The organism is Serratia sp. TMDUHS_CL (assembly GCF_037137105.1).
Lineage (GTDB): Bacteria > Pseudomonadota > Gammaproteobacteria > Enterobacterales > Enterobacteriaceae > Serratia > Serratia nevei.
On record NZ_JBBBDV010000006.1, the window covers coordinates 241,638 to 265,093 of the forward strand.

At 60.8% G+C, this 23,456-nt stretch carries 26 protein-coding genes; 11 read left to right on the forward strand and 15 right to left on the reverse strand.

Translation table 11 applies throughout. The features are described 5' to 3' along the window. Positions 1 to 82 precede the first annotated feature (82 nt). The gene (locus WCL58_RS14065) at positions 83 to 547 is read right to left on the reverse strand and encodes a glycine zipper 2TM domain-containing protein (RefSeq protein WP_025159710.1); all 465 of its coding nucleotides are present in this window, start codon (positions 545 to 547) and stop codon (positions 83 to 85) included. 362 nt (positions 548 to 909) lie between these two features. On the opposite strand from WCL58_RS14065, the gene anmK reads away from it, so the two are divergent. From anmK to pdxY, 5 genes are all read left to right on the forward strand, one after another. Then, the gene (anmK, locus tag WCL58_RS14070) at positions 910 to 2,031 is read left to right on the forward strand and encodes an anhydro-N-acetylmuramic acid kinase (protein WP_060440050.1); all 1,122 of its coding nucleotides are present in this window, start codon (positions 910 to 912) and stop codon (positions 2,029 to 2,031) included. A gap of 45 nt (positions 2,032 to 2,076) precedes the next feature. After that, positions 2,077 to 2,379 (forward strand): MliC family protein, encoded by a 303-nt coding sequence (locus WCL58_RS14075; RefSeq protein WP_004931294.1) that lies wholly within the window; start codon positions 2,077 to 2,079, stop codon positions 2,377 to 2,379. 88 nt (positions 2,380 to 2,467) lie between these two features. Next, positions 2,468 to 3,121, forward strand: coding sequence for a pyridoxamine 5'-phosphate oxidase (gene pdxH / locus WCL58_RS14080; protein ID WP_049201958.1), 654 nt, complete (start codon positions 2,468 to 2,470; stop codon positions 3,119 to 3,121). A gap of 139 nt (positions 3,122 to 3,260) precedes the next feature. After that, on the forward strand, positions 3,261 to 4,535 hold the full coding sequence (gene tyrS, locus WCL58_RS14085; protein ID WP_025302669.1) for a tyrosine--tRNA ligase: 1,275 nt from the start codon (positions 3,261 to 3,263) through the stop codon (positions 4,533 to 4,535). Positions 4,536 to 4,618: 83 nt separating this feature from the next. After that, complete coding sequence (gene pdxY, locus WCL58_RS14090; RefSeq protein ID WP_049201956.1) at positions 4,619 to 5,479, forward strand: pyridoxal kinase PdxY; 861 nt, start codon at positions 4,619 to 4,621, stop codon at positions 5,477 to 5,479. A 40-nt stretch (positions 5,480 to 5,519) separates the two neighbouring features. Here pdxY and gstA read toward each other — a convergent pair whose 3' ends face one another. The 4 genes from gstA to WCL58_RS14110 all read right to left on the reverse strand — a co-directional run bounded on the left by gstA (position 5,520) and on the right by WCL58_RS14110 (position 8,518). After that, on the reverse strand, positions 5,520 to 6,125 hold the full coding sequence (gene gstA / locus WCL58_RS14095; protein WP_038874842.1) for a glutathione transferase GstA: 606 nt from the start codon (positions 6,123 to 6,125) through the stop codon (positions 5,520 to 5,522). Between the two features lie 92 nt (positions 6,126 to 6,217). Further along, positions 6,218 to 7,102 (reverse strand): 4-hydroxy-tetrahydrodipicolinate synthase, encoded by an 885-nt coding sequence (dapA, locus tag WCL58_RS14100; RefSeq protein WP_087763489.1) that lies wholly within the window; start codon positions 7,100 to 7,102, stop codon positions 6,218 to 6,220. A 361-nt stretch (positions 7,103 to 7,463) separates the two neighbouring features. Further along, positions 7,464 to 7,727 (reverse strand): DUF3811 domain-containing protein, encoded by a 264-nt coding sequence (locus WCL58_RS14105; RefSeq protein WP_004938373.1) that lies wholly within the window; start codon positions 7,725 to 7,727, stop codon positions 7,464 to 7,466. Between the two features lie 95 nt (positions 7,728 to 7,822). Then, on the reverse strand, positions 7,823 to 8,518 hold the full coding sequence (locus WCL58_RS14110) for an HD domain-containing protein (RefSeq protein ID WP_050596009.1): 696 nt from the start codon (positions 8,516 to 8,518) through the stop codon (positions 7,823 to 7,825). 201 nt (positions 8,519 to 8,719) lie between these two features. Here WCL58_RS14110 and WCL58_RS14115 point away from each other — a divergent pair, with 201 nt between their 5' ends. Beyond that, positions 8,720 to 9,112: a nuclear transport factor 2 family protein gene (locus tag WCL58_RS14115; RefSeq protein WP_004938379.1), complete on the forward strand. Its 393-nt coding sequence runs from the start codon at positions 8,720 to 8,722 to the stop codon at positions 9,110 to 9,112. Here the strand turns inward: WCL58_RS14115 and WCL58_RS14120 are convergent. Beyond that, positions 9,109 to 9,378, reverse strand: a complete 270-nt coding sequence (locus WCL58_RS14120; protein WP_004938382.1) for a hypothetical protein — start codon at positions 9,376 to 9,378, stop codon at positions 9,109 to 9,111. The two genes, WCL58_RS14115 and WCL58_RS14120, sit on opposite strands and share 4 nt — an antisense overlap. 276 nt (positions 9,379 to 9,654) lie before the next feature. Between WCL58_RS14120 and WCL58_RS14125 the strand changes: the two genes are divergently transcribed. Continuing rightward, entirely contained in the window at positions 9,655 to 10,035 is a 381-nt protein-coding gene (locus WCL58_RS14125) for a nuclear transport factor 2 family protein (protein WP_038874851.1), read from the forward strand. Between the two features lie 7 nt (positions 10,036 to 10,042). On the opposite strand, the gene WCL58_RS14130 is transcribed toward WCL58_RS14125, so the two are convergent. Further along, positions 10,043 to 10,423, reverse strand: a complete 381-nt coding sequence (locus tag WCL58_RS14130) for a RidA family protein (protein WP_038874872.1) — start codon at positions 10,421 to 10,423, stop codon at positions 10,043 to 10,045. Between the two features lie 182 nt (positions 10,424 to 10,605). Here WCL58_RS14130 and WCL58_RS14135 point away from each other — a divergent pair, with 182 nt between their 5' ends. After that, entirely contained in the window at positions 10,606 to 11,460 is an 855-nt protein-coding gene (locus WCL58_RS14135; RefSeq protein WP_336851298.1) for an aminoglycoside phosphotransferase family protein, read from the forward strand. On the opposite strand, the gene WCL58_RS14140 is transcribed toward WCL58_RS14135, so the two are convergent. The 3 genes from WCL58_RS14140 to WCL58_RS14150 form a co-directional block, all read right to left on the reverse strand. Beyond that, positions 11,425 to 11,928 carry a cupin domain-containing protein gene (locus WCL58_RS14140; RefSeq protein WP_048233594.1) on the reverse strand — a complete coding sequence of 168 codons (504 nt, stop codon included), beginning with the start codon at positions 11,926 to 11,928 and terminating at the stop codon, positions 11,425 to 11,427. The two genes, WCL58_RS14135 and WCL58_RS14140, sit on opposite strands and share 36 nt — an antisense overlap. 24 nt (positions 11,929 to 11,952) lie before the next feature. Further along, positions 11,953 to 12,618 (reverse strand): O-methyltransferase, encoded by a 666-nt coding sequence (locus tag WCL58_RS14145; protein WP_060440045.1) that lies wholly within the window; start codon positions 12,616 to 12,618, stop codon positions 11,953 to 11,955. An 86-nt stretch (positions 12,619 to 12,704) separates the two neighbouring features. Continuing rightward, positions 12,705 to 13,892, reverse strand: a complete 1,188-nt coding sequence (locus WCL58_RS14150) for a benzoate/H(+) symporter BenE family transporter (protein WP_141959092.1) — start codon at positions 13,890 to 13,892, stop codon at positions 12,705 to 12,707. Positions 13,893 to 14,007: 115 nt separating this feature from the next. Between WCL58_RS14150 and WCL58_RS14155 the strand changes: the two genes are divergently transcribed. Further along, positions 14,008 to 14,571: a helix-turn-helix domain-containing protein gene (locus WCL58_RS14155; RefSeq protein WP_033638405.1), complete on the forward strand. Its 564-nt coding sequence runs from the start codon at positions 14,008 to 14,010 to the stop codon at positions 14,569 to 14,571. 194 nt (positions 14,572 to 14,765) lie between these two features. Further along, on the forward strand, positions 14,766 to 16,859 hold the full coding sequence (locus WCL58_RS14160; RefSeq protein ID WP_084826311.1) for a prolyl oligopeptidase family serine peptidase: 2,094 nt from the start codon (positions 14,766 to 14,768) through the stop codon (positions 16,857 to 16,859). Between the two features lie 76 nt (positions 16,860 to 16,935). Here the strand turns inward: WCL58_RS14160 and dtpA are convergent, their stop codons facing one another. The 5 genes from dtpA to rsxD all read right to left on the reverse strand — a co-directional run bounded on the left by dtpA (position 16,936) and on the right by rsxD (position 22,115). Continuing rightward, complete coding sequence (dtpA, locus tag WCL58_RS14165) at positions 16,936 to 18,450, reverse strand: dipeptide/tripeptide permease DtpA (RefSeq protein WP_038873079.1); 1,515 nt, start codon at positions 18,448 to 18,450, stop codon at positions 16,936 to 16,938. A gap of 604 nt (positions 18,451 to 19,054) precedes the next feature. Continuing rightward, on the reverse strand, positions 19,055 to 19,696 hold the full coding sequence (gene nth, locus WCL58_RS14170; protein ID WP_019455952.1) for an endonuclease III: 642 nt from the start codon (positions 19,694 to 19,696) through the stop codon (positions 19,055 to 19,057). Next, positions 19,696 to 20,394 (reverse strand): electron transport complex subunit E, encoded by a 699-nt coding sequence (locus WCL58_RS14175; RefSeq protein ID WP_038873082.1) that lies wholly within the window; start codon positions 20,392 to 20,394, stop codon positions 19,696 to 19,698. Before WCL58_RS14175 ends, nth begins: the two co-directional genes overlap by 1 nt. Further along, positions 20,391 to 21,020 carry an electron transport complex subunit RsxG gene (gene rsxG, locus WCL58_RS14180; protein WP_033652583.1) on the reverse strand — a complete coding sequence of 210 codons (630 nt, stop codon included), beginning with the start codon at positions 21,018 to 21,020 and terminating at the stop codon, positions 20,391 to 20,393. The genes WCL58_RS14175 and rsxG overlap by 4 nt, the downstream gene beginning before the upstream one ends. 9 nt (positions 21,021 to 21,029) lie before the next feature. Beyond that, positions 21,030 to 22,115, reverse strand: coding sequence for an electron transport complex subunit RsxD (gene rsxD, locus WCL58_RS14185; protein WP_048233608.1), 1,086 nt, complete (start codon positions 22,113 to 22,115; stop codon positions 21,030 to 21,032). 364 nt (positions 22,116 to 22,479) lie between these two features. Here rsxD and WCL58_RS14190 point away from each other — a divergent pair, with 364 nt between their 5' ends. Beyond that, positions 22,480 to 23,373: a helix-turn-helix domain-containing protein gene (locus WCL58_RS14190; protein ID WP_060419143.1), complete on the forward strand. Its 894-nt coding sequence runs from the start codon at positions 22,480 to 22,482 to the stop codon at positions 23,371 to 23,373. Positions 23,374 to 23,456: the final 83 nt, after the last annotated feature.

Consider the following 23,456-nt stretch of genomic DNA (forward strand, 5'->3'; position numbering starts at 1 on the left):
ATTTTCTACGATTACAGTTTCACAGCATCAGAAATAAAACCGGAGGCGATTGCCTCCGGTTTGCCGTTTGTCGCCGACTGACTTACAGCGGAGAGACGGTGATGGTGTCGCCCATGCGCGCCATGCGCACGCGCTGGCCTGGGCTGAACTTGGTGTCGCCCGCTTTCTGTACCACCACGATGTTCTCTTTCTGGTCGGTTTTGATTTCCAGCTCGTAGCCTGAGGTACGGCCGGCCACTTCACCGATGCTGTTGCCCGCCGCGCCGCCGGCGATGGCGCCCGCCGCGGTAGCCAGCGTACGGCCGGTGCCGCCGCCTACGGTGTTACCCAACAGGCCGCCAATCACTGCGCCGCCGATCATCCCCAAGGCGTTGGAGCCTTCGCCGCCCTGGATTTTAACCGGACGCACGGAAACCAGCGTCCCGTAGGTGACGTTCTGCACCTGCTTGGCCTGCGAGGACGAGTAGACATCGCCGGACATGGATTCATTGGCACAGCCGGCCAGCGTAACGGCGGCGACGGCAACGACGAGAAGACGCTTGATCATACAAAACTCCTGATGGTAGTAGTCCATAACCTGGCAATGCTCTCCAGGCAAGATTCAGTGAAAATGATAGACAAAGTATGGCTGAAAGTTGACACACCGCCATGCTCCATCGCTGCACGCAGCTTAACTTTTCTCTGTTCAACCAATAATAAACCGCGGTTTACCTTTATGACAGCCTTGGCGACATTCCGTTGCCTGTTATGGCACGGTTTAACACATTACATGTGCCACAGCGGCGCCGGGAGGCGGTGTCTGGCTCACGGCCTGTAAAAAAAGCATCATAATTCATGGCGTTAATCCGGCAATTCTGGTTTATTTGTCAGGATAAAATTTGCTTACCGCGCGGGTTAGAGGATGTTGCTATGAAGTCAGGCCGCTATATAGGTGTCATGTCCGGCACCAGTCTGGACGGAATCGATGTGGTATTGGCCGCGATCGACGATCGCATGGTGGCGCAGCAGGCCAGCTATAGCCACCCGATGCCGATGGCGCTGAAAAAAGAGATTCTGGGCATGTGCCAGGGGCAGCAGACCACGTTGGCGGCCGTCGGCCGGCTGGACGCTCAACTGGGCACGCTGTTCGGCGAGGCGGTGCTCGGCTTGCTGAAGCAAACCGGCATCGACGCTGAGCAGATCACCGCCATCGGTTGCCACGGCCAGACGGTGTGGCACGAACCGGAAGGCGACGCGCGTTTCTCGATGCAGCTCGGCGATAACAACCGCATCGCCGCGCTGACCAATATCACCACCGTCGGCGATTTCCGCCGGCGCGACATGGCCTACGGCGGGCAGGGCGCGCCGCTGGTGCCGGCGTTTCATCAGGCGTTGCTGGGGCATCCCGTCGAGAGGCGCATGGTGCTGAACGTCGGCGGCATCGCCAACCTTTCTCTGCTGTTGCCCGGTACGCCGGTGCGCGGTTTCGATACCGGGCCGGGCAACATGCTGATGGACGCCTGGGTGTGGCGCCACCGTGCGCAGCCTTACGATCAGGACGGCGGCTGGGCCATGCAGGGGCGGGTTTGTTTACCGCTGTTGCAGCAGATGCTGGCGGATCCTTACTTTGCGCTGCCGGCGCCGAAAAGCACCGGCCGCGAGTATTTCAATATCGCCTGGCTGGAGCGGCAGCTGGCCGGATTGCCGGCGATGGCGCCGGTCGACGTGCAGGCCACGCTCACGGAACTGACCGCCGTCAGCATCAGCGAACAGGTGCTGCTGGCCGGCGGGTGCGAGCGCCTGCTGGTGTGCGGCGGCGGGGCGCGCAACGTGCTGCTGATGGCGCGCCTGTCTGCGCTGCTGCCGGGGACGGAGGTCGGGCTGACCGACGATTTCGGCGTCAGCGGCGACGACATGGAGGCGCTGGCCTTCGCCTGGCTGGCGTTTCGCACGCTGTCCGGCCAGGCCGGCAACCTGCCTTCGGTGACCGGCGCCAGCCGTGAAACGGTGTTGGGTGGGATTTATCCGGTTTTGCCATTGGGGGCCCGTTAGCTCTGTTAGGATAGCCTGTGAAGGATTTTTCTAAGGAGCAACAGCATGAAAAAAGTCATTTTCGTCGCCGGCGCGCTGGCGCTGTCCGGCTGCAGCTACATCCTGCCGCAAAGCAGTCAGACGATGCACTACCAGTGCGGCACTACGCCGCTGACGGTGGCGCTCGACGGCAAGGCGAGCGAAGTCAGCCTGCTGATGGATGGCGAGCAGCTGCATCTCAAGCAGGTGCTGGCGCTGACCGGTGCCAAATACAGCGACGGCAAATACACTTTTTGGTCGAAAGACCGTAACGCCTATCTTGAGCGCAACGGCAAGGTAGTCATGAGCGACTGCGTGTTGACGGAGTGACGGTCGGCGGCGGCGTCGGAGCGATTGAGTTCCTGGCGCCGCAGGCGCAGAATGTAACGACGGATTTTTCAGTTGGTCGATAACCCAGATGATTGAAAAGAATGAGTTTGATGTTGCGGACCTGCGCCGTGAATACACCCGAGGTGGCCTGCGCCGCAACGATCTGACCGCCAATCCGCTCGAACTGTTCGAGCGTTGGCTGAAACAGGCCTGCGACGCCCGCCTGGCCGATCCTACCGCCATGTGCGTCGCGACCGTCGACGAACACGGCCAGCCTTATCAACGCATCGTGCTGCTCAAGCATTTCGATGAGCAGGGGCTGGTGTTCTACACCAACCTCGGCAGCCGCAAGGCGCAGCAGCTGGCGCACAACCCGCATATCAGCCTGCTGTTCCCCTGGCACATGCTCGATCGCCAGGTGATTTTCCTCGGCCAGGTGGAGCGTCTGTCGACCCTCGACGTGCTGAAGTATTTCAACAGTCGCCCGAAAGACAGCCAGATCGGCGCCTGGGTGTCGCAGCAATCGTCGCGCATTTCCGCGCGCGGCGTGCTGGAAAGCAAATTCCTCGAGCTGAAGCAGAAGTTCCAGCAGGGCGAGGTGCCGTTGCCGAGTTTCTGGGGCGGATTCCGCGTGAAATTCGACTCCGTCGAGTTCTGGCAGGGCGGCGCCCATCGCCTGCATGACCGTTTCCTGTATCAGCGGGACGGGAATGACTGGAAAATTGACCGACTGGCACCCTGAAGACGGAAAATCCCCTCTAAGCGCTGGTGCTGACGCCGCCGGCGCTTTATTCTATGCGCTACCCTGAATTTTTTATTTCGCCACTGGGCGAAAGGCCGTGTACCGGCAAAGGTGCATTCGTTTATACATGGAGTCATTGATGGCAAGCAGCAACTTGATTAAACAACTGCAAGAGCGGGGCCTCGTTGCCCAGGTTACGGATGAGGAAGCGTTAGCGGAGCGACTGGCGCAAGGGCCAATTGCACTGTATTGCGGTTTCGATCCGACCGCTGACAGCTTGCATTTGGGCCATCTGGTTCCTCTGTTGTGCCTGAAGCGCTTCCAGCTGGCCGGCCACAAGCCGGTCGCACTGGTGGGCGGCGCCACCGGCCTCATCGGCGATCCGAGCTTCAAAGCGGCGGAGCGCAAGCTGAACACCACTGATACGGTGAACGAGTGGGTCGAGAAGATCCGCAAGCAGGTTTCTCCGTTCCTCGATTTCGACTGCGGCAGCAACAGCGCCATCGCGGCCAACAACTACGACTGGTTCGGCGGCATGAACGTGCTGACCTTCCTGCGTGACATCGGCAAGCACTTCTCCGTCAACCAGATGATCAATAAGGAAGCGGTTAAGCAGCGCCTGAATCGCGACGACTCCGGCATCTCCTTCACCGAGTTTTCCTATAACCTGCTGCAGGGCTTCGATTTCTCCGAGCTGTACAACCGCCACCAGGTGGAGCTGCAGATCGGCGGTTCCGATCAGTGGGGCAACATCACCTCGGGTATCGATCTGACGCGTCGCCAGCACCAGAAGCAGGTGTTCGGTCTGACCGTGCCGTTGATCACCAAAGCAGACGGCACCAAGTTCGGTAAAACCGAAGGCGGCGCGGTCTGGCTGGCGCCGGAAAAAACCAGCCCGTACAAGTTCTACCAGTTCTGGATCAACACCGCCGATGCCGACGTCTACCGCTTCCTGAAGTTCTTCACCTTCATGAGCCTGGAAGACATCAATGCGCTGGAAGAAGAAGACAAGAACAGCGGCAAGGCGCCACGCGCCCAGTACGTGCTGGCGGAAGAAGTGACCGGCATGGTGCACGGTGCGGAAGGCCTGGCGGCCGCGAAGCGCATCACCCAGAGCCTGTTCTCCGGCGCGCTGCACGACATGACCGAAGCGGACTTCGCCCAGCTGGCGCAGGACGGCATGCCGACCATCAAACTGGATGGCGACGCCGATCTGCAGCAGGCGTTGGTGAATGCCGAACTGGTGCCGTCACGCGGCCAGGCGCGCACCATGATCGGTTCCAACGCGGTGACCATCAACGGCGAGAAACAGTCCGATGCCGAATACCGCTTCAGCGATTCAGACCGTCTGTTCGGCCGCTACACGCTGCTGCGTCGCGGCAAGAAACACTACTGCCTGGTGGATTGGCAATAACGAATAATGACGGTAAGGGGCCCTGGCGGCCCCTTTATTTTTGGGCAGCCGCCCGGCTGCCGTATTCCGAACGAGTTCTGTCGATGAAAAACATTCTTTCTATCCAGTCGCACGTGGTGTTTGGTCACGCCGGCAATAGTGCGGCGGAGTTTCCGATGCGCCGCATGGGCGTCAACGTCTGGCCGCTGAACACGGTGCAGTTCTCCAACCATACGCAATACGGTCAGTGGACCGGCTGCGTCATGCCGGCCAGCCACCTGACCGAGATCGCGCAGGGCATCGCCAATATCGATCAGCTGAAACGCTGTGATGCGGTGTTGAGTGGTTATATCGGTTCGCCGGAGCAGGGCGACCATATTCTGGAGATCGTGCGTCAGGTTAAGCAGGCGAACCCGAATGCCTGGTATTTCTGCGATCCGGTGATGGGGCATCCGGAAAAGGGCTGTATCGTGGCGCCGGGCGTGGCCGAGTTTCACTGCCGCCAGGCGCTGCCGTGCAGCGACATGATGGCGCCGAACCTGCTGGAATTGGAGATGCTGAGCCAGATGGCCGTCGCCGACGTGGCCGATGCGGTGCAGGCCGCCCGCGCGCTGATCGCCAAAGGGCCGCGGCTGGTGCTGGTCAAGCACCTGGCCCGCGCCGGCTATCATGCCGACTGTTTCGAAATGCTGCTGGTGACGGCGGACGAGGCCTGGCACATCAGCCGGCCGTTGGTGGACTTCGGCGCGCGTCAGCCGGTCGGCGTCGGCGATTTGACCAGTGGTCTGCTGCTGGTGGATCTGCTGAAGGGCGAGGCGTTGGATAAAGCGCTGGAGCACGTGACCGCCGCCGTGTATGAGGTGATGCTGACCACGCAGGAGATGGGCGAGTACGAACTGCAGGTGGTGGCGGCGCAGGATCGGATCGTGCAGCCGCGCAGCGAGTTCAAAGCGGTCAAACTGTAAGTAGCATTCGGCCCCGGCGACAGCCGCCGGGGCCCGATGTTTACTTCAATCCTTCGGCGTTCAGCGCCGCATCTACCGCCGGGCGCGCCGCAACGCGATCGAACCAGGCCGCCAGATGGGCGTGCTTGCGCACGTCGAACTGCAGGGCAAACGCCCAACGCAACACGGTGAACAGGTAGGCGTCGGCCACGCTGAAACGGCTTCCCAACAGGAAATGCTGCTTCGCCAGCACCGAATCCAGATAGCTGAACTGCTGCTCCAGCTTGGCGCGCGCGATGGTTTTATATTCCTCGGGCGTTTTCGGGTTGAACAGCGGGCTGAATCCTTTGTGCAGCTCGGTGGCGATGTAGTTCAGCCATTCGATCGCGTGGTAGCGCGACAGAGTGCCCGCCGCCGGGATCAGGTTGCGGTCCGGCACGCGATCCGCCAGGTATTGCACGATCGCCACGCCCTCGGTCAGCAGGCTGCCGTCATCCAGCTGCAGCGCCGGTACCTGTCCCTTGGGGTTGATGGTGAGGTAATCGGCGCCGCTCTCGGTTTTCTTCTGCGCCAGGTCGACCTTCTCCGCCGTAAAATCCAGCCCTGCCTCACGCAGCACGATATGCGGGGACAGCGAACAGGCGCCGGCTTTATAGAACAGTTTCATCGGAAGCTCCTTGTTGATGACGAATGACGGGCATGCTTAACCTCTCATCGTAGTCCCATAGCGCCAAAATTACAGCGGCTTAGCTAACAAATTTAACCGATGATCGCCTCGGCGGGCTGCAGCTGCGCCAGCGTTGCGGCGATCTGCTGCTGCAGCGCCTGCGGTGCCACCTGCATCGGCGAGCGCAGCTCGTTGGCGATCAGCCCCTGCTGGGCCAGCACCGTCTTGACCGGCGCCGGATTGGGGAAGCTGAACATCTGGTGGATCATCGGCAGCAGCTCATAGAAGTTGCTGCGCGCCGCGGCCAGATCGCCGGCGGCGACCTGCTGCGTCAGCTGAACGAAGCGTTCCGGGTGAACATGGGCCGCGGCGGAAATGGCGCCGGTGCCGCCGAGGCACAGCGTGGTGAGGATCAGATTGTCTTCCCCGGTCATCACATCGATCTCGCCGTCGGCGATCAGCGCCATGGTGGCGTCAGGGTTGCCGCCGCAGTCCTTGATGGCGGCGATGCGCGGGTGGCGTGCGAGCTGGCGCAGCGTGGCCAGCTCCATGGTGATGCCGGTGCGCTGCGGAATGTTGTACAGGATCACCGGCACGGTTGAGGCGTCGGCCAGCTGGGTGAAATAGTCGATCAGGCCGCATTGCGAAGGGCGGATGTAGTAAGGCGCCGGGATCAGCACGCCGGCGATATCGCGCAGCTGAATAGCCTGCTGCATTTGCAGCGTGGCGACCATGTTATTGCCGGACAGGCCCATCACCACCTGATGGGCGGGCGCCACGTCCAGCACGGCGTCGAGCACCGCCAGCTGTTCTTCTTTGCTCAGCGCGGCGGCTTCACCGGTGGAGCCGCAGACCACCAGACCCTCGATGCCGGCGTCGAGCAGGTGCCGCGCCAGGCGTTTCACCGCCGGCAGATCGACGGCATCGTGATTGAAAGGGGTAACCATCGCCACCCAAATACCCGAAAATGAGGCCATAAAATATTCCTTCTGTGTGACCGACAGAGAAGCCAGATGAGAAAATTGAAGGCGGGGCGTTGCGTGCCATCCAGTCAGCTCATCTGACGGGACAGCTCGCCCCGGTCAAATGAGCGTCTGTTTCTTCGATTTTACCGCCGCCAAACCGCCAATAGGCAACGCGGGCGTCATCAGAATGTCAGCGTTGCGTGGGTAGGCCATGGCGGTCTCGCGAAAAGGGGAAGTGGGGTGATAATGAATAGTCTTCATCAGGCTGTCAATTTACAACAGATTGATAACATTGTTATTCATGATTCGTCGGCGGGAATGAGTTTGGCTAATAAATAAAAATCCCCGCGGCGGCGGGGAGGGTTTGGCCGGCTCAGCGCGGCGGGCGGGAGCCGATGGTGGCGGACCAGCTGAAGGTGTCGCCGCTTGGCCGGTAGCGGTTGGCCTTGCGTTCTGCGCGCTCCGCCTTGGCGAGCTTCGCTCTGGCGGCCATGATGCGCGCCACCACTTCATCTTTGACCTTGTGCTGTTCGGCGTTGGTCAGCGGCCGCCCATGGCTTTTGCGCGCCTTGTCCAGTTCGGTTTTCACTTCCCGCTGTTCGCTTTCCGTCATCTCTTTCAACGTCAACTTTTTCATCTGTACCGCCCGTTCGGTGAAGTTGACTTACAGTTTAGCGGCGTTATGTGACCGAAAATGTTATGGGCATAACGAAAATGCCCGGTAAGCCGGCATTACACCTCTTCCAGCAGATCGTCGACAAAGCGCCGCATGCGTTCGGTGCGCAGTTCGGCCATGTGCCGCCCGGCGGCGGTCTGGAAGCCGTCTTGCAGTTTGAACAGCTTGGTTTCGAAGTGGTCCAGGCTGAAACGCTTGTCGTCATATTGACGATGCTCGGCCCGCGGATCGGCGGCGTCATACAGCGCGCTGCGCATGCGGCCGCCGATATAGAAGCAGCGCGCCACGCCGATAAGACCGATGGCGTCGAGGCGATCGGCATCCTGCAGGATCTTCGCCTCCAGCGTTTGCGGGGGGATACCGGCGGAAAAACTGTGCGCTTCGATGGCGTGAGCCACCGCCGCGATATCCGCCGGTGCCCATTCCAGCCGGGTCAGCGTCAACGTGGCTTGCTCCGCCGCCATGCGCGAGGCCAGATGGCGCTGCGGCGAGTTTTTTTCCACCGCGACGGCGTCGTGCAGCAGCACCGCCGCGCAGAGAATGCGCCGGTCGCCACCTTCCAGCTTGCTGATTCGGCGGCAGTTCTTCCAGACCCGGTGCAGATGCGCGACGTCATGCGAACCGTCGTCCGACTCGAGGGTCAGCGGCAGCAACGTTTGCGCCAGCGCCTGGTAGGGTGAGAAAGGTTGTAACAGCTCTTGCGTCAGCGAGGGTAAAGACACGTTCAGCTCCTGTTGGGGGAAATCGGTCAATCAGCATAGCCGCGCCGGATGCCGGGAGAATGACAGTAAAACGGCTATTGTTTACTAAAGTGCAACCCACTATTGTCATAACTGCGGTTTTTGCAGCGAAACAAGCAACCTAGAATAGCAGCATTCCGCCGTCTCCGCTTGGTGAGAGCCTGTGTCCGCGGGGATGGCCGGAATATCCTCATCAGCCATTGGAGAAGAGACATGCCAACCCCTCTTGAGATAGTGCGCGCAACCTATGAAGGCAGTTCCGAAGAAAACGGCCGTAATCTGCTGGCGGCGCTGGCCCCCGATGCCGAGTGGACCGAAGCCGCCGGTTTCCCCTATGCCGGTACCTATATCGGCCCGGAAAATATTATCAAGAACGTGCATCAGCGCCTGGGCAGCGAATGGCAAGGCTACCGCGCCGATGTCGATCACTTTTACGACGCCGGCGACAATGTGATCGCGCAAGGTTTTTATCACGGCACCTACCGGGCCACCGGCAAATCCTTCAGCGCCTCTTTTGCGCATATTTATACGCTGCGCGCCGGCAAAATCGTGAAGTTCGTGCAGATTGTCGACAGCGCTAAAGTGCTGGAAGCGATGCAGCCTTAATCGCCGCTGCGCTTGCCGAATTTGCGGTCGAACTCGCGCCGGTAACCCCGGGCCTTGTTGCGATCGCGGATCCACAGATAGCCGCACACCAGCGCAACCGCTCCCGAGAAGGTGACGTTGCGCATATCCCGGTCATACCAAAACACCAGCAGCGCATCCAGCGCCGCAATCAGCGCGATCCATTTATACATATGGGATTGACGCCGCGTGGCGGCGTTGAGTCGCTTTAACTGTCTGGCTTCGTCCAACACCGGCTTTTGCTGCATAGCGTTTCGTTATCATCAGGCTGTTCACGCTAAATTAGCAGAATTTCCCTCACCGTCGCAAAGATTAACGCGCGGTGCCATGCGGTTTTCACCGCCCCTGGCGCGGCGCAGAAAATTTGTGCGCGGGTGCTTGAATTGTCCATTGGGCGTGGTAGGTTATTTATTCGCTATTTTTGGGTTTTTATTCAATTCTCGCCGTGTCATCAAGCTGCAGCACTGGGCGGTTAACGTGTTGGGTTCGATACATGCGGCGGTTAACTTCGGCAGGAGGATGTGATGAACGATAAAACGGCACGCCCGCAGGATGTGGTTCAACAACAGCTTGACGCCTATAACGCCCGTGACATCGACGCCTTCATGGCCTGCTGGGCGGACGACGCGCAGTATTACGAGCATCCCGACACGCTGCTGGCCAGCGGTAAGGCGGCGATCCGCGAACGGCATCTGGTGCGTTTCCAGGAGCCGAGTCTGTACGGCGAACGGATAAAACGCATGGCGGTGGGGAACATGGTGGTCGATCAGGAAGTGGTGACGCGCAACTTCCCGCAGGGGCGCGGCAAAATGGATGTCATCGCCATCTACGAAGTGGAACAGGGGCAGATCGCCAAAGCCTGGTTCAAGATCGGCCCCTGCGTGCCGGATGAAGGCGCGCTCTAGCCGCGCATTATTGCAACGCCATCACCGCCTCTATCTCTACGCACACCTGCGGTGAGAACAACGCGCTGACCGCCACCAATGAACAGGCCGGCAGCGCGCCATCGAAATAGTCAAACAGCACCGGGCGCACGCCCGCCAGATCGGCAATGTCGGTCAGGAACACGCTGATTTTAATCAATGCCTTGAGATTCACGCCTTCGCTGGCGGCGATGGTCGCCAGCTGTTCGAGGATCTCCTGCGTCTGTTCCGGCGCGCTCAAGCCTTGCGCGTCGGTGGCGAAGGCCGTCAATCCCGACACGTACAGGCGATCGCCGTGGCGCACCGCATGCACATAGGGGCCGCCCGGCGTAGGCAACTGCGGATAATTCGTGCGTTTTAATGATGTCATGATCAAACCCCGCGCAAGACCGGTTAATAAAATCGACAAACTTGGTTAGGATACTGAGGAAACGGCGGCCAGACGCCGCACATCGATGATATCTGAGAGTATCATCCCTCTTTATTTTATACGTCGTCTCTCACGCGAATGTGACAGTGCGGCGCAGATCGGCCACAAGGACGCATGAGACGATGAACCCGCTTTTTACTCCCTACCTGCAACGCTGGCAACTGGAACAGGACGGCAAAGCCTTCGAAACCCACAGCAGCCTGCTGATGCCGGTGCGTTACCGGGGCGAGGCGGCTATGTTGAAGATCGCCCGCGAGCAGGAAGAGCGCTTCGGCGGCCAGCTGATGTGCTGGTGGCGCGGGGAAGGCGCCGCGCAGGTGCTGGCGTGGCACGACGACGGTATTCTGCTGGAGCGCGCGCAGGGTGAAGGTTCGCTGGCGCAGCTGGTGCGTGACGGCGACGATGAGCAGGCCACGCAGGTCCTTTGTCGGGCGATCGCCGCGTTGCATGCGCCGCGTGCCGCGCCGTTGCCCGAGCTGATCCCGTTGCAGGAGTGGTTCAGCTCGCTATGGCCGGCGGCGCAGGCGCACGGCGGCATGCTGCGTCTCAGCGCCACGACGGCGGCGGAGCTGCTGAGCAGCCCGCGAGAAGAAAGCGTGCTGCACGGCGATATACACCATGACAACGTGCTGGACTTCGGCGAACGCGGCTGGCTGGCGATCGATCCCAAGCGCTTGTACGGCGAACGGGGCTTCGATTACGCCAATATCTTCTGTAATCCCAACTACGGTATCGCCACCGATCCGGCCATTTTCCAGCGGCGCGTGGAACAGGTCTGTCGCTTGGCCGGGCTGGAGCGCCGGCGCTTGCTGCAATGGATCCTGGCCTGGTCGGGGCTCTCCGCCGCCTGGTTTATGGAAGACGGGCAGGCGGCGGATATCGACTTCCGTGTGGCCGAGCTGGCGGCGCGCGCATTGGATCTCCCGCTCCCGGACGGCGATTCAGGGTTCATCCTGCCAGTAATCGAGCGAGGTTGAAGGGCGCTGCAGGTAGCGTACCTGCTCGCCGTCTGCGCTGCGCGCCATCGCCTGGTATTTGCCGGAATCCGGGTACATCACCAGCTCCGGCTGCTCGCGCGTGCTGACGGACAGGTACTTCAGCGGCGCATCGGAGGTGTTGATGATCTGGTGCGGGTATTCCGGGCCCGGCGGAATGAAGATGACATCCCCGCTGACGATCGGCAGCATTTCTCCGGCCACCCGCAGCGTACCGCTGCCTTCCAGAATGATGAACATTTCCTCCTGAGCGTAGTGAAAATGGTAGGGGCAGGAACGCATGCCCGGCGCCACGCAATCGAAGGAGGCACCCAGCTTGTCGGCGGCGGTGCCGGTGCCGAGGCGAGCGCCGACGCTGTCATACAGCGGCGGCCGCCGATCGTGTTGCTTATCTACCCGTTCGACATTGCGTATCAAGCGCTGAGCTAACAGCGCGGCTTTCTCAGTCATAGGCTTCCTTGGTGACATTGTCACTTAAAAATTGACGATAGCCAGAGAAAATCCGTCCCAGCCCTTGCTGCCCACGGTTTGCAAGGCGGTGGCGGTCAAACGGGGTTCCTGCGCCATCATCGTGAAGAACTCGCGTACGCCTTGTACACGGGCGTCCGTACTGGCGGCGTCGGTGACTGCGCCATCGCGCACCACGTTGTCACCGATAATCACCGTGCCCGGGCGCGCGAGTTTAAGCGCCCAACGCAGGTAATCGGGGTTGCTGGGTTTGTCGGCGTCGATGAAGATGAGATCAAAGGGGGCCAGGGTGTGCAGCGTCGGCAGGTGAGTCATGGCGGGGCCGACGCGCAGCTCAACCAGGCCGTCGAGACCGGCGCGCGTGATATTCCGGCGGGCGACGGCGGCGTGGCTTTCATCCGCTTCCAGCGTGATCAATTTGCCATCCGCCGGTAGCGCGCGCGCCAGCCAGATAGTGCTGTAGCCGCCCAACGTGCCGATTTCCAAAATGCGTTTGGCGTTAACCATGCGGGCGAACAGCTGCAGCAGTTTGCCCTGATTCGGTGCCACATCATGCGCCGGCAGCCCGGCGGCGGCGTTGGTCGCCAGCGCCTGCAACAGGGCATCGTCTTGTTCTACCAGGCTGTCTACGATATAGCGATCGACCTGGGACCATTGTTCCTTTTCTTTCATGTGGGCCTCGTGCGGAAATCGCAGTGTGCCCATCCAGTGAAGGCGTCACCGCCGTGCTTGTCAATGCACGGCGTGCGGTTGGCATTTTATGCTGCCGTTCCTCGCCGCGGCAGCGACAGCAGCAGGTGGGCGATGGCGCCGCCGACAATGCCCCAGAAGGCCGAACCGATGCCGAGCAGCGTGACGCCGGAGGCGGTGATGAGGAAGGCGATCAGCGCCGCGTCGCGCTGCTTTTCATCATGCAGGGCGCGTTGCAGGCTGCCGCCGATGGTGCCGAGCAGCGCCAGCCCGGCGATGGTGTGGATCAGGGCGACCGGCAACGCGCTGAACAGCAGGCCGATGGCGCCGCCGAACAGCCCGGCCAGCAGGTAGAAACCGCCGGCGGCCACCGCGCCCATATAGCGTCGCTGCGGATCGGGATGCACGTCCGACCCCATGCAGATGGCGGCGGTGATCGCGGCGATGCACACCGAGAAGCCGCCGAACGGCGCCAGCAGCAACGCGGTCAGCGCCGTCCAGGCGATCAGCGGTGACGTAGGCACGCGGTAGCCCGCCGCCTGCAGCGTGGCGATGCCGGGAGCGTTCTGCGAAGCCATGGTCACCACGAAGAAGGGTACGCCGATGCCCAGCAGCGTCGGCCAGCTGAAGTGCGGCGCGATAAATTCCGGCATGGCGAACGCCGGCGCATGCTGCGTCAGCTGGATATTGCCCTGCAGCGCGGCGATCGCCAGCCCGGCCGCCAGCGTCAGCACGATGGCGTAGCGCGGTTGATAACGGCGGCTGAGCAGATAGGCCAGCCCCATGCCGGCGCTCAGAGGGAAATTGAGCTGCAGCGAAGCGAAGGCGTCCAGGCCGAAACGCAGCAGGATCCCCGCCAGCATCGCGGCGGAAATCGCCTGCGGAATGTAGTCCATCAGGCGGGCGAACAGCCCGGTGACGCCGCACAGCAGGATCAGACCGGAAGCGAAGATAAACACGCCGATCGCCTCGTTGATCGGCGTGCCGGGCAGGCTGGTGACCAGCAGCGCCGCACCGGGCGTCGACCAGGCGGTGAGGATCGGGGTACGGTAGTAAAGCGAGAGTCCGAGCGAGGTGACGCCCATCGCGAGCCCCAGCGCGCTCAGCCAACCGCCGATCTGCGCCGGCGTGGCGCCCGCGGCGGCGGCGGCCTGGAAAATGATCGCGGCGGAGCTGGTGTAACCCACCAGAACGGCGACAAAGCCGGCCATGATGGCGGGCAGGGTCAGATGGCGCAGGGAGAGGGCTGGGCGCATGAGTGGCTCCAATCGGTGATTGTGCGTTATAACGCACGTTTAGAAATCAGCATAGCACCGTGCGCTATAGCGCACAAGCGGGTATAATCGGGCTCGACACGCAGAGGAGAACTGGATGCAGGAACTTGCCGGCCATTTGGCACACACCCTTCGCACGCTGCGCGCGCAGCGCGGCTGGAGCCTGACGCAGGCGGCGGAATACACCGGCGTCAGCAAGGCGATGCTCGGGCAGATCGAACGCGGCGAATCCAGCCCGACGGTGGCGACGCTGTGGAAGATCGCCACCGGTTTCAACGTGGCGTTCTCCGCTTTTCTTGAGGCCTCCCCCGCGCAGCAGCAGGCGACGCTGCACCGCTACGGCGATCTGCCGGTGTACGATCAGGACAACGCCGATATGCGCGTGGTGCCGCTGTTTCCGTACGATCGTCAGCTGGGTTTCGATATGTTCGTCATCGATCTTGCGCCGGGCGCGCTCAGCGAGTCGTCGCCCCATGAGCCGGGCGTGATCGAGCATGTCATCGTGATCAGCGGCCGGTTGGAGTTGGCGATAGACGGCGAATGGCACAGCCTGGCCGCCGGCGAGGCGATGCGCTTTCAGGCCGATCGGCCGCACGCTTACCGCAACGCCAGTTCACAAACGGTGCGTATCCACGATCTGATCCACTATCCTCAATCCTGACTCAACGCGGCGGCCGTGGGCTTTGACTCCGCGCCGCCAAACGCCTACCTTGTTGAAAATGACTCTTATTTCACAGGCTGTCGCCCACGACGGGGCGGCGTTGCAGCCGACTCAAAAGGAGCTTGATTTTGCCGGTCACCAATCGACGTCAGTTCATTAAACTCAGTGCGCAAACCGCAGGAGCCGTATTCGCGATGACTTCATTACCCAACAGTATCCGCCTGGCGATGGCGGCGGAAGGCGGCGCGGCCGCCGGCGATGAATTCCTGTGGCTGGAAGAGCTGCAGGGTAAAAAAGCGCTGCAATGGGTGCAGCAGGAAAATCAGCGCACCGTGGCGCGTTTCGGCCAGGGCGAAGACTTTCAGCGCATTGAGCGCGAGGTGCTGGATATCCTCAATAAAGACACCCAAATCCCGTGGGTGAGCAAGCGCGGCGAGTACTATTACAACTTCTGGCAGGATCAGGCCAACCCGCGCGGCCTGCTGCGGCGCACCACGCTGGACGAGTACCGCAAGGCCAAACCGGCCTGGGAGACGGTGCTGGATATCGATGCGTTGGGCAAGGCGGAAGGCAAGGATTGGGTCTATCAGGGCTCGCAACCGCTGGCGCCTGAATACCGCTATTGCCTGATGCAGCTGTCGCCGGACGGCGGTGACGCCACCGAAATCCGCGAATTCGATCTGGTGGCCAAGCGCTTCGTCAAGGACGGCTTCAACGTGCCGGTGGCGAAAAGCCGGGTCTCCTGGGTCGATCGGGACACGCTGTTCATCGCCACCGATTTCGGCCCCGGATCGATGACCCAGTCCGGTTACGCGCGCATCGCCAAACGCTGGCGGCGCGGCACGCCGCTGAGCGCCGCCGAAACGCTGTACGAAGCGCAGCCCGAGGACATGGCGGTCTTCGCCTATCACGATCGCACGCCGGGCTTTGAGCGCGATTTCGTCGGCCGCAGCCTGGATTTCTATCGCCGCGACTATTTCCTGCTGATGCAGGACGGCCGGCAGAAAAAAATCGATATCCCGGCCGACGCCGAGCTGGACACGCATCGGGAATGGCTGCTGATCAAACCGAGCAGCGACTGGGAGGTGGGCGGCAAGCGTTATCCGTCCGGCGCGCTGCTGGCGGCCAACTTCGATGACTATCTGGCGGGCAAGCGCGAGCTGCAGCTGTTGTTTACCCCGACGGCGGAGCAGGCGCTGAGCGGCTACAGCGGCACCCGCGATCATCTGATCCTCAGCATCATGGATAACGTGGTCAACCGGCTGGAAGTGCTGACGCCGCAGGGCGGCAGCTGGCAACGTCGCCCGCTGGGCAACCCCGGCGCCATCAGCACCCTTTCCGCCGGCGGCATCGACGAAGAGAGCAACGCCTATTTCCTGACCGTCAGCGGGTTCCTGCAGCCGACCTCGCTGTACATGGGCAATCTCGACGGCGGTGAGGCGACGCTGCTGAAACAGGCGCCGCAGGATTTTGACGCGTCAGGCTACCAGGTGAGCCAGCATTTTGCGCGTTCCAAGGACGGCACCCGCGTGCCGTATTTCCAGATTGCCGCCAAAGATCTCAAACCGGACGGCAGCACACCGACGCTGTTGTATGGCTACGGCGGGTTTGAAGTGCCGCTGCTGCCGGGCTATCTCGGCGGCAAGGCGCCGGCCTGGTTGGAACGCGGTGGGGTGTACGTGGTGGCCAACATCCGCGGCGGCGGCGAATACGGCCCGGCCTGGCACCAGGCGGCGCTCAAGCAGAACCGCCATCGCGCCTACGAGGATTTCGCCGCCGTGGCCGAAGATCTCATCGCCCGCAAGGTGACCTCGGCGCCGCATCTGGGAGCACGCGGCGGCAGCAACGGCGGCCTGTTGGTGGGCAATATGCTGACGCTGTATCCGCAGCTGTTCGGCTGCATCGTCTGCGAAGTGCCGCTGCTGGACATGCAGCGTTATACCCAGCTTTCCGCCGGCGCGTCGTGGATCGCCGAATACGGTGACCCGAGCAAGCCGGAGGAGTGGGCCTACATCAAGACCTTCTCGCCGTACCACAATATTCAGGCGCAGACGGCCTATCCGCCGGTGCTGTTCTATACCGCGACCAGCGACGATCGGGTCAACCCGGCCCACGCCCGCAAAATGGCTGCGCGCATGCAGGCGATGGGGTATCAGCAGGCCTATTTCTATGAAAATACCGAAGGCGGGCACAGCGCCGCCGCCGACAAGCAACAGGCGGCGTTCCACAGCGCGCTGGTAAGCGAATTCATGTGGGCCAACCTGAGCGGCAAACCCAAGTCAGCGTAAGCCTTTTTCTTGCAGGCATAAAAAAACACCGGGGCGTTAACCCCGGTGTTTTTATTTACGCTCAATCTGCCGGCGATCAGCGAGCCGCGGTGGCTTCCTGCGCTTTCTGATTGGCGTCTTCGGTGGTGTCCAGCGTCATGCGGTACAGCTTCGGCGCGGTCAACATCATCAGGATAGCGATGACGGCGGTGACGATGCCGATCTGCATAAACACATGGCTGTAGATGGCCAGCGAAGCGTGCGCGTCGTTGATGTCGCTCGGGACGGCGGTCAGACCGGCAACCTTACCGGCGATCAGCGCGGCGGCGGCGGTGGTCAGGAACCAGGAGCCCATGATGAAGCCCATCAGACGCTGCGGCACCAGCTGCGCCACCATCGCCAGACCCAGGCCGGAAATCATCAGCTCGCCGATGCTCTGCAGCGCGTAGCTCAGGATCAGCCAGTTGACCGACACGATGCCCTGTTCGTTGGCGAAGCTGGCGCCCCATGGCAGCACCAGGAAGGCGCAGGAACACAGGATCATGCCGAAAGCGAACTTGTGCGGCATCGGCAGGCGATCGCCCATTTTGTTATACAGCGCGGCCAGAATCGGGCTGGCGAGCATGATCCAGAACGGGTTCAGCGCCTGATACTGCTCCGGCTCGAAGGCAACGCCGAAGATGCTGTGTTCCACGTTATGGATGGCGAAGAAGTTCAGCGAGGTTGGCATCTGGCTGTACAGCACGAAGAACACCACCGCTTCCAGCATCAGCAGGAAGGCGACGATCATCTTGCGGCGTGCGGCGCCGTGCAGGGCGAAGGTTTCCTTGGCGAACACCAATACGATGCCGGCGGAAACCAGGGCCAGCGCCCAGCGCGCGATCACCTGGTTGTGCAGCAGCCAGCTGGACACGGCGATCAGCGCCACGATGCCGACCAGCACCATCAGCAGTTTCGGCAGATGCAGCGGCTTGAAGTCAGGCTTGGAACCGTTTTCCTTCACCCACTTGTGGCACATCATAAAGTTGACCAGGGTGATCAGCATGCCGACCACGCTCAGGGAGAACGCCACGCTCCAGCCGTATTTTGCCGCCAGCCACGGAGTCGCCAGCATGGAGAAGAAGGAACCGATGTTCACCGACATGTAGTACATGGTGAAGGCGCCGTCGATACGCGGATCGTCTTTCTCATAGCAGGTGGACAGCAGGGAGGATGGGTTGGCCTTGAACAGGCCGCTGCCCACGGCGATGGTCGCCATACCCATGTAGACCCAGAAGATGTCGTGGCCGGAGTAGGCCACCATGGCGTAACCGGCGGCCAGCACCAGCGCGCCGAGTACGATCACGCGTTTGGCGCCCAGCACCTTGTCGCCCAGCCAGCCGCCGATGGCGACGAAGCCGTATACCAAGGCGCTGAAGGAAGAGAACAGGGTGATGGAGTCGGCTTCGCTCATGCCGAGCATCTTGACCAGATAAACCGCCATGATGCCCTGCAGGCCGTAATAGCCGAAACGCTCCCACAGTTCGATCGAGAAGATCAGATAGAACGCTTTCGGTTGTTTGAACGCGTTAAGGCTAACGCTCTCCGGGTGTTGGTTGTTTGCTGTTGACACTGGTACCTCTGTTTTTTCACAGCCCGTCTTTGGAGGACGGGAAAGTACAAAAGTTGATGCGGAACGGCATCCTTTTGCGTTGTTATAGGATGGGGACGGCGGTTAATGTTCACTATCTTTGTCAACGTGGCAAGCAGTTTGTCATATTCGGTTACATTTAACGCCCGCAGGATTATGCTGCGATGTTGCAAATGTTATGCAGTATTAACTTTCGGGTTTTAATGGTTTGCCGATTTTTTGTTTTGATTAAAAGCTATACGGATTTTAAACAGGGATATATTCTGCTGAATTGCTATTTCTTAGCGCATCAGTGTATGTACGGTTATTAATCCGTTGGAATGTTGTGTATATGGCGCGTTTTGTAAAATTATAGAAATTTAGGAAAACGGGACTGGCATTTGTGAACGCCTTGTGATCCCGAAAGCGTGACGTTCACCGCAATTTTCGACTAATTTTTCGCTTGAAAATAACACGGCACTGAGTTTTTCACTGAAAACCGCGATAACGCCGGGGTTACTGCTGCGCGATATCACATTTCCGATAAAAAAGAGGCGTTGGCGGGGGAAAGAACGCGGTGGGGTACGGTTTGCCGCACCCCACAAACTCAGGATTCCGGATAAACCTTTTCTTTATACTCGCACAGGTCTTCGATAATGCAGGAGCCGCAGCGCGGTTTGCGCGCGATGCAGGTATAGCGGCCGTGCAGGATCAGCCAGTGGTGGCAATCGACCTTGAATTCGGCGGGCACCACCTTCAACAGCTTCTCTTCCACCTGATCGACGTTCTTGCCCGGCGCGAAGTGGGTGCGATTGCACACCCGGAAGATATGGGTGTCGACGGCGATGGTCGCCCAGCCGAAGGCGGTGTTGAGCACCACGTTGGCGGTCTTGCGGCCGACGCCGGGCAACGCTTCCAGCGCGGCACGGTCTTCCGGCACTTCGCCACCGTGCAGCTCCAGCAGCATGCGGCAGGTTTTGATCACGTTTTCGGCCTTGCTGTTGAACAGGCCGATGGTCTTGATGTACTCCTTGACGCCATCAACCCCCAGCGCCAGCATGGCGGCGGGAGTGTTGGCGACCGGATAAAGCTTGGCGGTCGCCTTGTTGACGCTCACGTCGGTGGCTTGCGCAGACAGCAGCACCGCAATCAGCAGTTCAAACGGCGTGGTATACACCAGCTCGGTGGTCGGGTGCGGATTGTTGTCGCGCAGCCGGGTCAGAATTTCGAGTCGCTTCTGCTTGTTCATCAGGCCTTCTCAGCACGTCCTTGTTCCAGCAGCGGTTCCACCGCCACGGCGCGGGCTTTGCGCGCCTTCATTTTTTCGTCGATCAGATATTTGACCGCCAGCAGCAGCCCCAGGCCGATAAAGGCGCCCGGCGGCAGCATCGCCAGCAGGAAGGGGCTGTCGAAATGCACCACTTCGATGCGCAGCGACTTGGCCCAGCCGCCCAGCAACTGATCGGCGCCGTCGAACAGCGTGCCGTTGCCCAACAGTTCGCGCATTGAGCCCAGCGTCACCATCACGCCGGTAGCGCCGAGGCCGATGGCCATGCCGTCCAGCGCCGAGAGGCCGACCGGCTTCTTGGCGGCCACCGCTTCGGCGCGGCCCACCACGATGCAGTTGGTCACGATCAACGGAATAAAGATGCCGAGCGACTGATACAGGCCGAAGGCATAGGCGTTGATCAGCATCTGCACGATGCTCACCACGGCGGCGATGATCATCACGTAGATAGGAATGCGCACCTCGCTCGGCACCCAGCGGCGCACCGCGGAGATGGAGGCGTTGGTCAGCGTCAGCACCAGCGTGGTAGCCAGCCCCAGGCCGAGCGCATTGGTGACGGTGGAGGTCACCGCCAGCAGCGGACACATGCCCAGCAGTTGTACCAGGGCGGAGTTGTTTTTCCACAGCCCCTGGACGATCAATTCTTTGGCTTCACTCATTCGCTGGCTCCACACGCAGGTAAGCTTTCAAGTTTAGGCGGCAGCGTTTCCATATACAACGCCGTGCGGCGTACCGCATTGACCACCGCTCGCGGGGTGATGGTGGCGCCGGTGAACTGGTCGAACATGCCGCCGTCTTTCTTCACCGCCCAGCGCTTATCGTCCGGGCCTTCGATTTTCTTGCCGCTGAAGAAGGAAATCCAGTCGGAAATGCGCAGTTCGATTTTGTCCCCCAGCCCCGGGGTTTCGTGGTGCTCAATCACGCGGGTGCCGAGCACCGTGCCGTTGAAATCGGCGCCGACCAGCAGCTTGATGGCGCCGGAGTAGCCGTCCGGCGCGGTGGTTTCCAGCGCGGCGGCGGTCGGCTGCCCGTTTTTGCGCGCCAGGTACAAGCGGTGCGGCGCGCCGTCGCCCAGCGCCGGGTCGCTGACCAGGAAGCATTCGTTCTGCATGACGTTGTCGTAGTTTTCCGGCGGTACCACCTGATCGAGCAGCGCTTTTTGTTGCAGCGCCGCCTGATGGGCGATGGTGGTTTTCGTCAGGGCGTAGACCACGGCGGTCAGGCCGGTGGTGACCGCCGCGAACACCGCCAGCGTGGTGCCGTGCTTTCTCATGGAATTCAGCATGGCGGCTCCTTAGCGATGGCCGTACACGCGCGGCTGCGTGTAGTGGTCGATTAACGGGACGGTGATGTTGGCGAGCAGCACGGCGAAGGCTACGCCGTCAGGGTAGCCGCCATAGACGCGGATCAGCCACACCAGCACGCCGATCAGCGCGCCGTAGATCAAACGGCCCTTCGGCGTAGTAGAGGCGCTGACCGGATCGGTGGCGATAAAGAACGCGCCCAGCATGCTGGCGCCGGAGAACAGGTGGATCAGCGGCGAAGCCTGATGCGCCGGATCGATCCACCAGGCCAGGCCGGAACAGAAGGCGATGGCGGCCAACATGCTGAAAGGGATCTGCCAATGGATCAGGCGGCGCGCCAGCATAAACAGGCCGCCGGCCAGGAAGCCGAGGTTGACCCACTGCCAGCCGATGCCGGCCAGGGCGCCGCCAAACAGCGGCTGCTGCAGCACCTGTTCCACGCTGTGGCCGCTGCGCAGGCCGGTTTTGAAGCCGTCGAGCGGCGTGGCCTGGCTGATGCCGTCCACGCCCATCTGCAGTTCGTGCAGCGTCGCGCCTTGCGAGGTATGGCCGCTGAAAATGGCCAGCAGCGTGTCGTGGAGCGAGAGCGCGGTGGCACGCAGCTCATCCGGCGGCAGCCAGCTGGTCATCTGTACCGGGAAGGAGATCAGCAACACCACGTAACCGACCATTGCCGGGTTGAACGGGTTCTGCCCGAGGCCGCCGTACAGCTGCTTGGCGATGACGATGGCGAAGAAAGTACCGATGACGATCATCCACCAGGGGGCCAGCGGCGGCAGGCTGATACCGAGCAGCAGCGCGGTGAGCAGGGCGGAGTTATCCGCCAGCCGGCTGCGCACCGGCAGCTTGCGCAGCTTGAGGATCGCGCCTTCCGCCGCCAGCGCGACGATCGCCGCCAGCGCCACCTGAATCAATACGCCGTAGCCGAAGAACCAAATCTGTGCCGCGATGCCGGGAATGCACGCCAACATGACCCACAGCATGATGCGGCTGGTGCTTTGCTGGTTGTGGGTGAAAGGCGAGCTGGCGATGTGTAAGCCTTTGGCGGCTGTGGGTGATACCGGCCTGAACTTCATAGAGTAACGATACCTTCTGCGCCGCGCCTGCGGCAGTTTCGATGCGCCGTTCTGAAGGCGCGGCAAAAATGATAGCCGAGCATTCTACCTGATTCGATGCGAGGGTAATACGCCTTAATAATAGGGGTATTCAGCTTTTCGCATTCGCGGCGATCGGGGCAATGCAATTTGATTTTTTTTTGGCCGGAAAATGGGCTAACGTGAGGAATTGTCAGTGGAACTTGTGCCGCTAGCGACCGCAAAAAACCGGGTAACCGTATGAATGAGATATGATTTTTCTCCAAGTTTTCGCACAAAATAACAACTTTCACATAATCTGTGTAGGTTACTATCGCGACATTATTGAGTTAGTGAATCCATAATAATGACAAATGAAGACATTTTTTTTATTGAAGAGCTAATTGAGTGGGTGGAGATACATCTGGAGAAGCGGCCAAACCTGGATGAAGTTGCGCGTATTTCGGGCTATTCCAAGTGGCATCTGCAGCGTAAATTCAAGCGTATTACCGGCATTCAACTCGCCACCTATATTCGTTCGCGCATCCTGACGCGCGCCGCGGTGGCGCTGCGCATCACCCGTCGCTCGATCATCGACATTTCCGATGAGCTGGGCTTCGACTCGCAGCAGACCTTTACCCGCATGTTCAAGCAGCGCTTCAACATCACCCCCAATCGCTACCGCGCGATGGAACACTGGGACGTGAAAAACCTGATGCCGCGCTTTAACTTCGAAGCCAGCTACGGCGCCGGTTATTATCCGGAGGTGAAGCGCCTGACGCTGCCCGAGATGCAGCTGGTCGGCTTCACGCGCCGGCTGGATTTCGCCTCCGAGCAGGAGCTGGAGTACTCTTCCTGCATGGCGATGAAGGACGAGATTTTCAACGACTTCTTCAAGGGGCTGCACGTCGACTGCCGGCGGATTTACAGCATCTATTCCCCCCAGGCCGGGGAAGGCGACGAGCTGTCATCCACGCTGGTGATGGCGGTCGATCCTGAACACAAAAAGGATATTCTTTCCAACCATCAGATAGACACCTTCCATTTGCCGAGCCGCGAGTTTATCTCCATCAACCATAAGGGCACGGCGAAAGAGTGTCTGCAGTTTTTCGGTTACCTGATGTCGCATGTGATGCCAGGGCTGAAGGATGAGGTGCGCGGCAGTATGGAAATGGAGATCATTCAGACCAAAGAGTGGAATCCGGAATCTAAACTGCGTCAGATTGAGGTGGATTACACCTACCTGATCTCTATCGATTAAACGGCACCCGGCGTAGGCCCGGCGCCGCTATCGATCATTTTTCTTCCGTTTCGGCCGCCAGCGATTCTCTGGCGGCTTTCTTC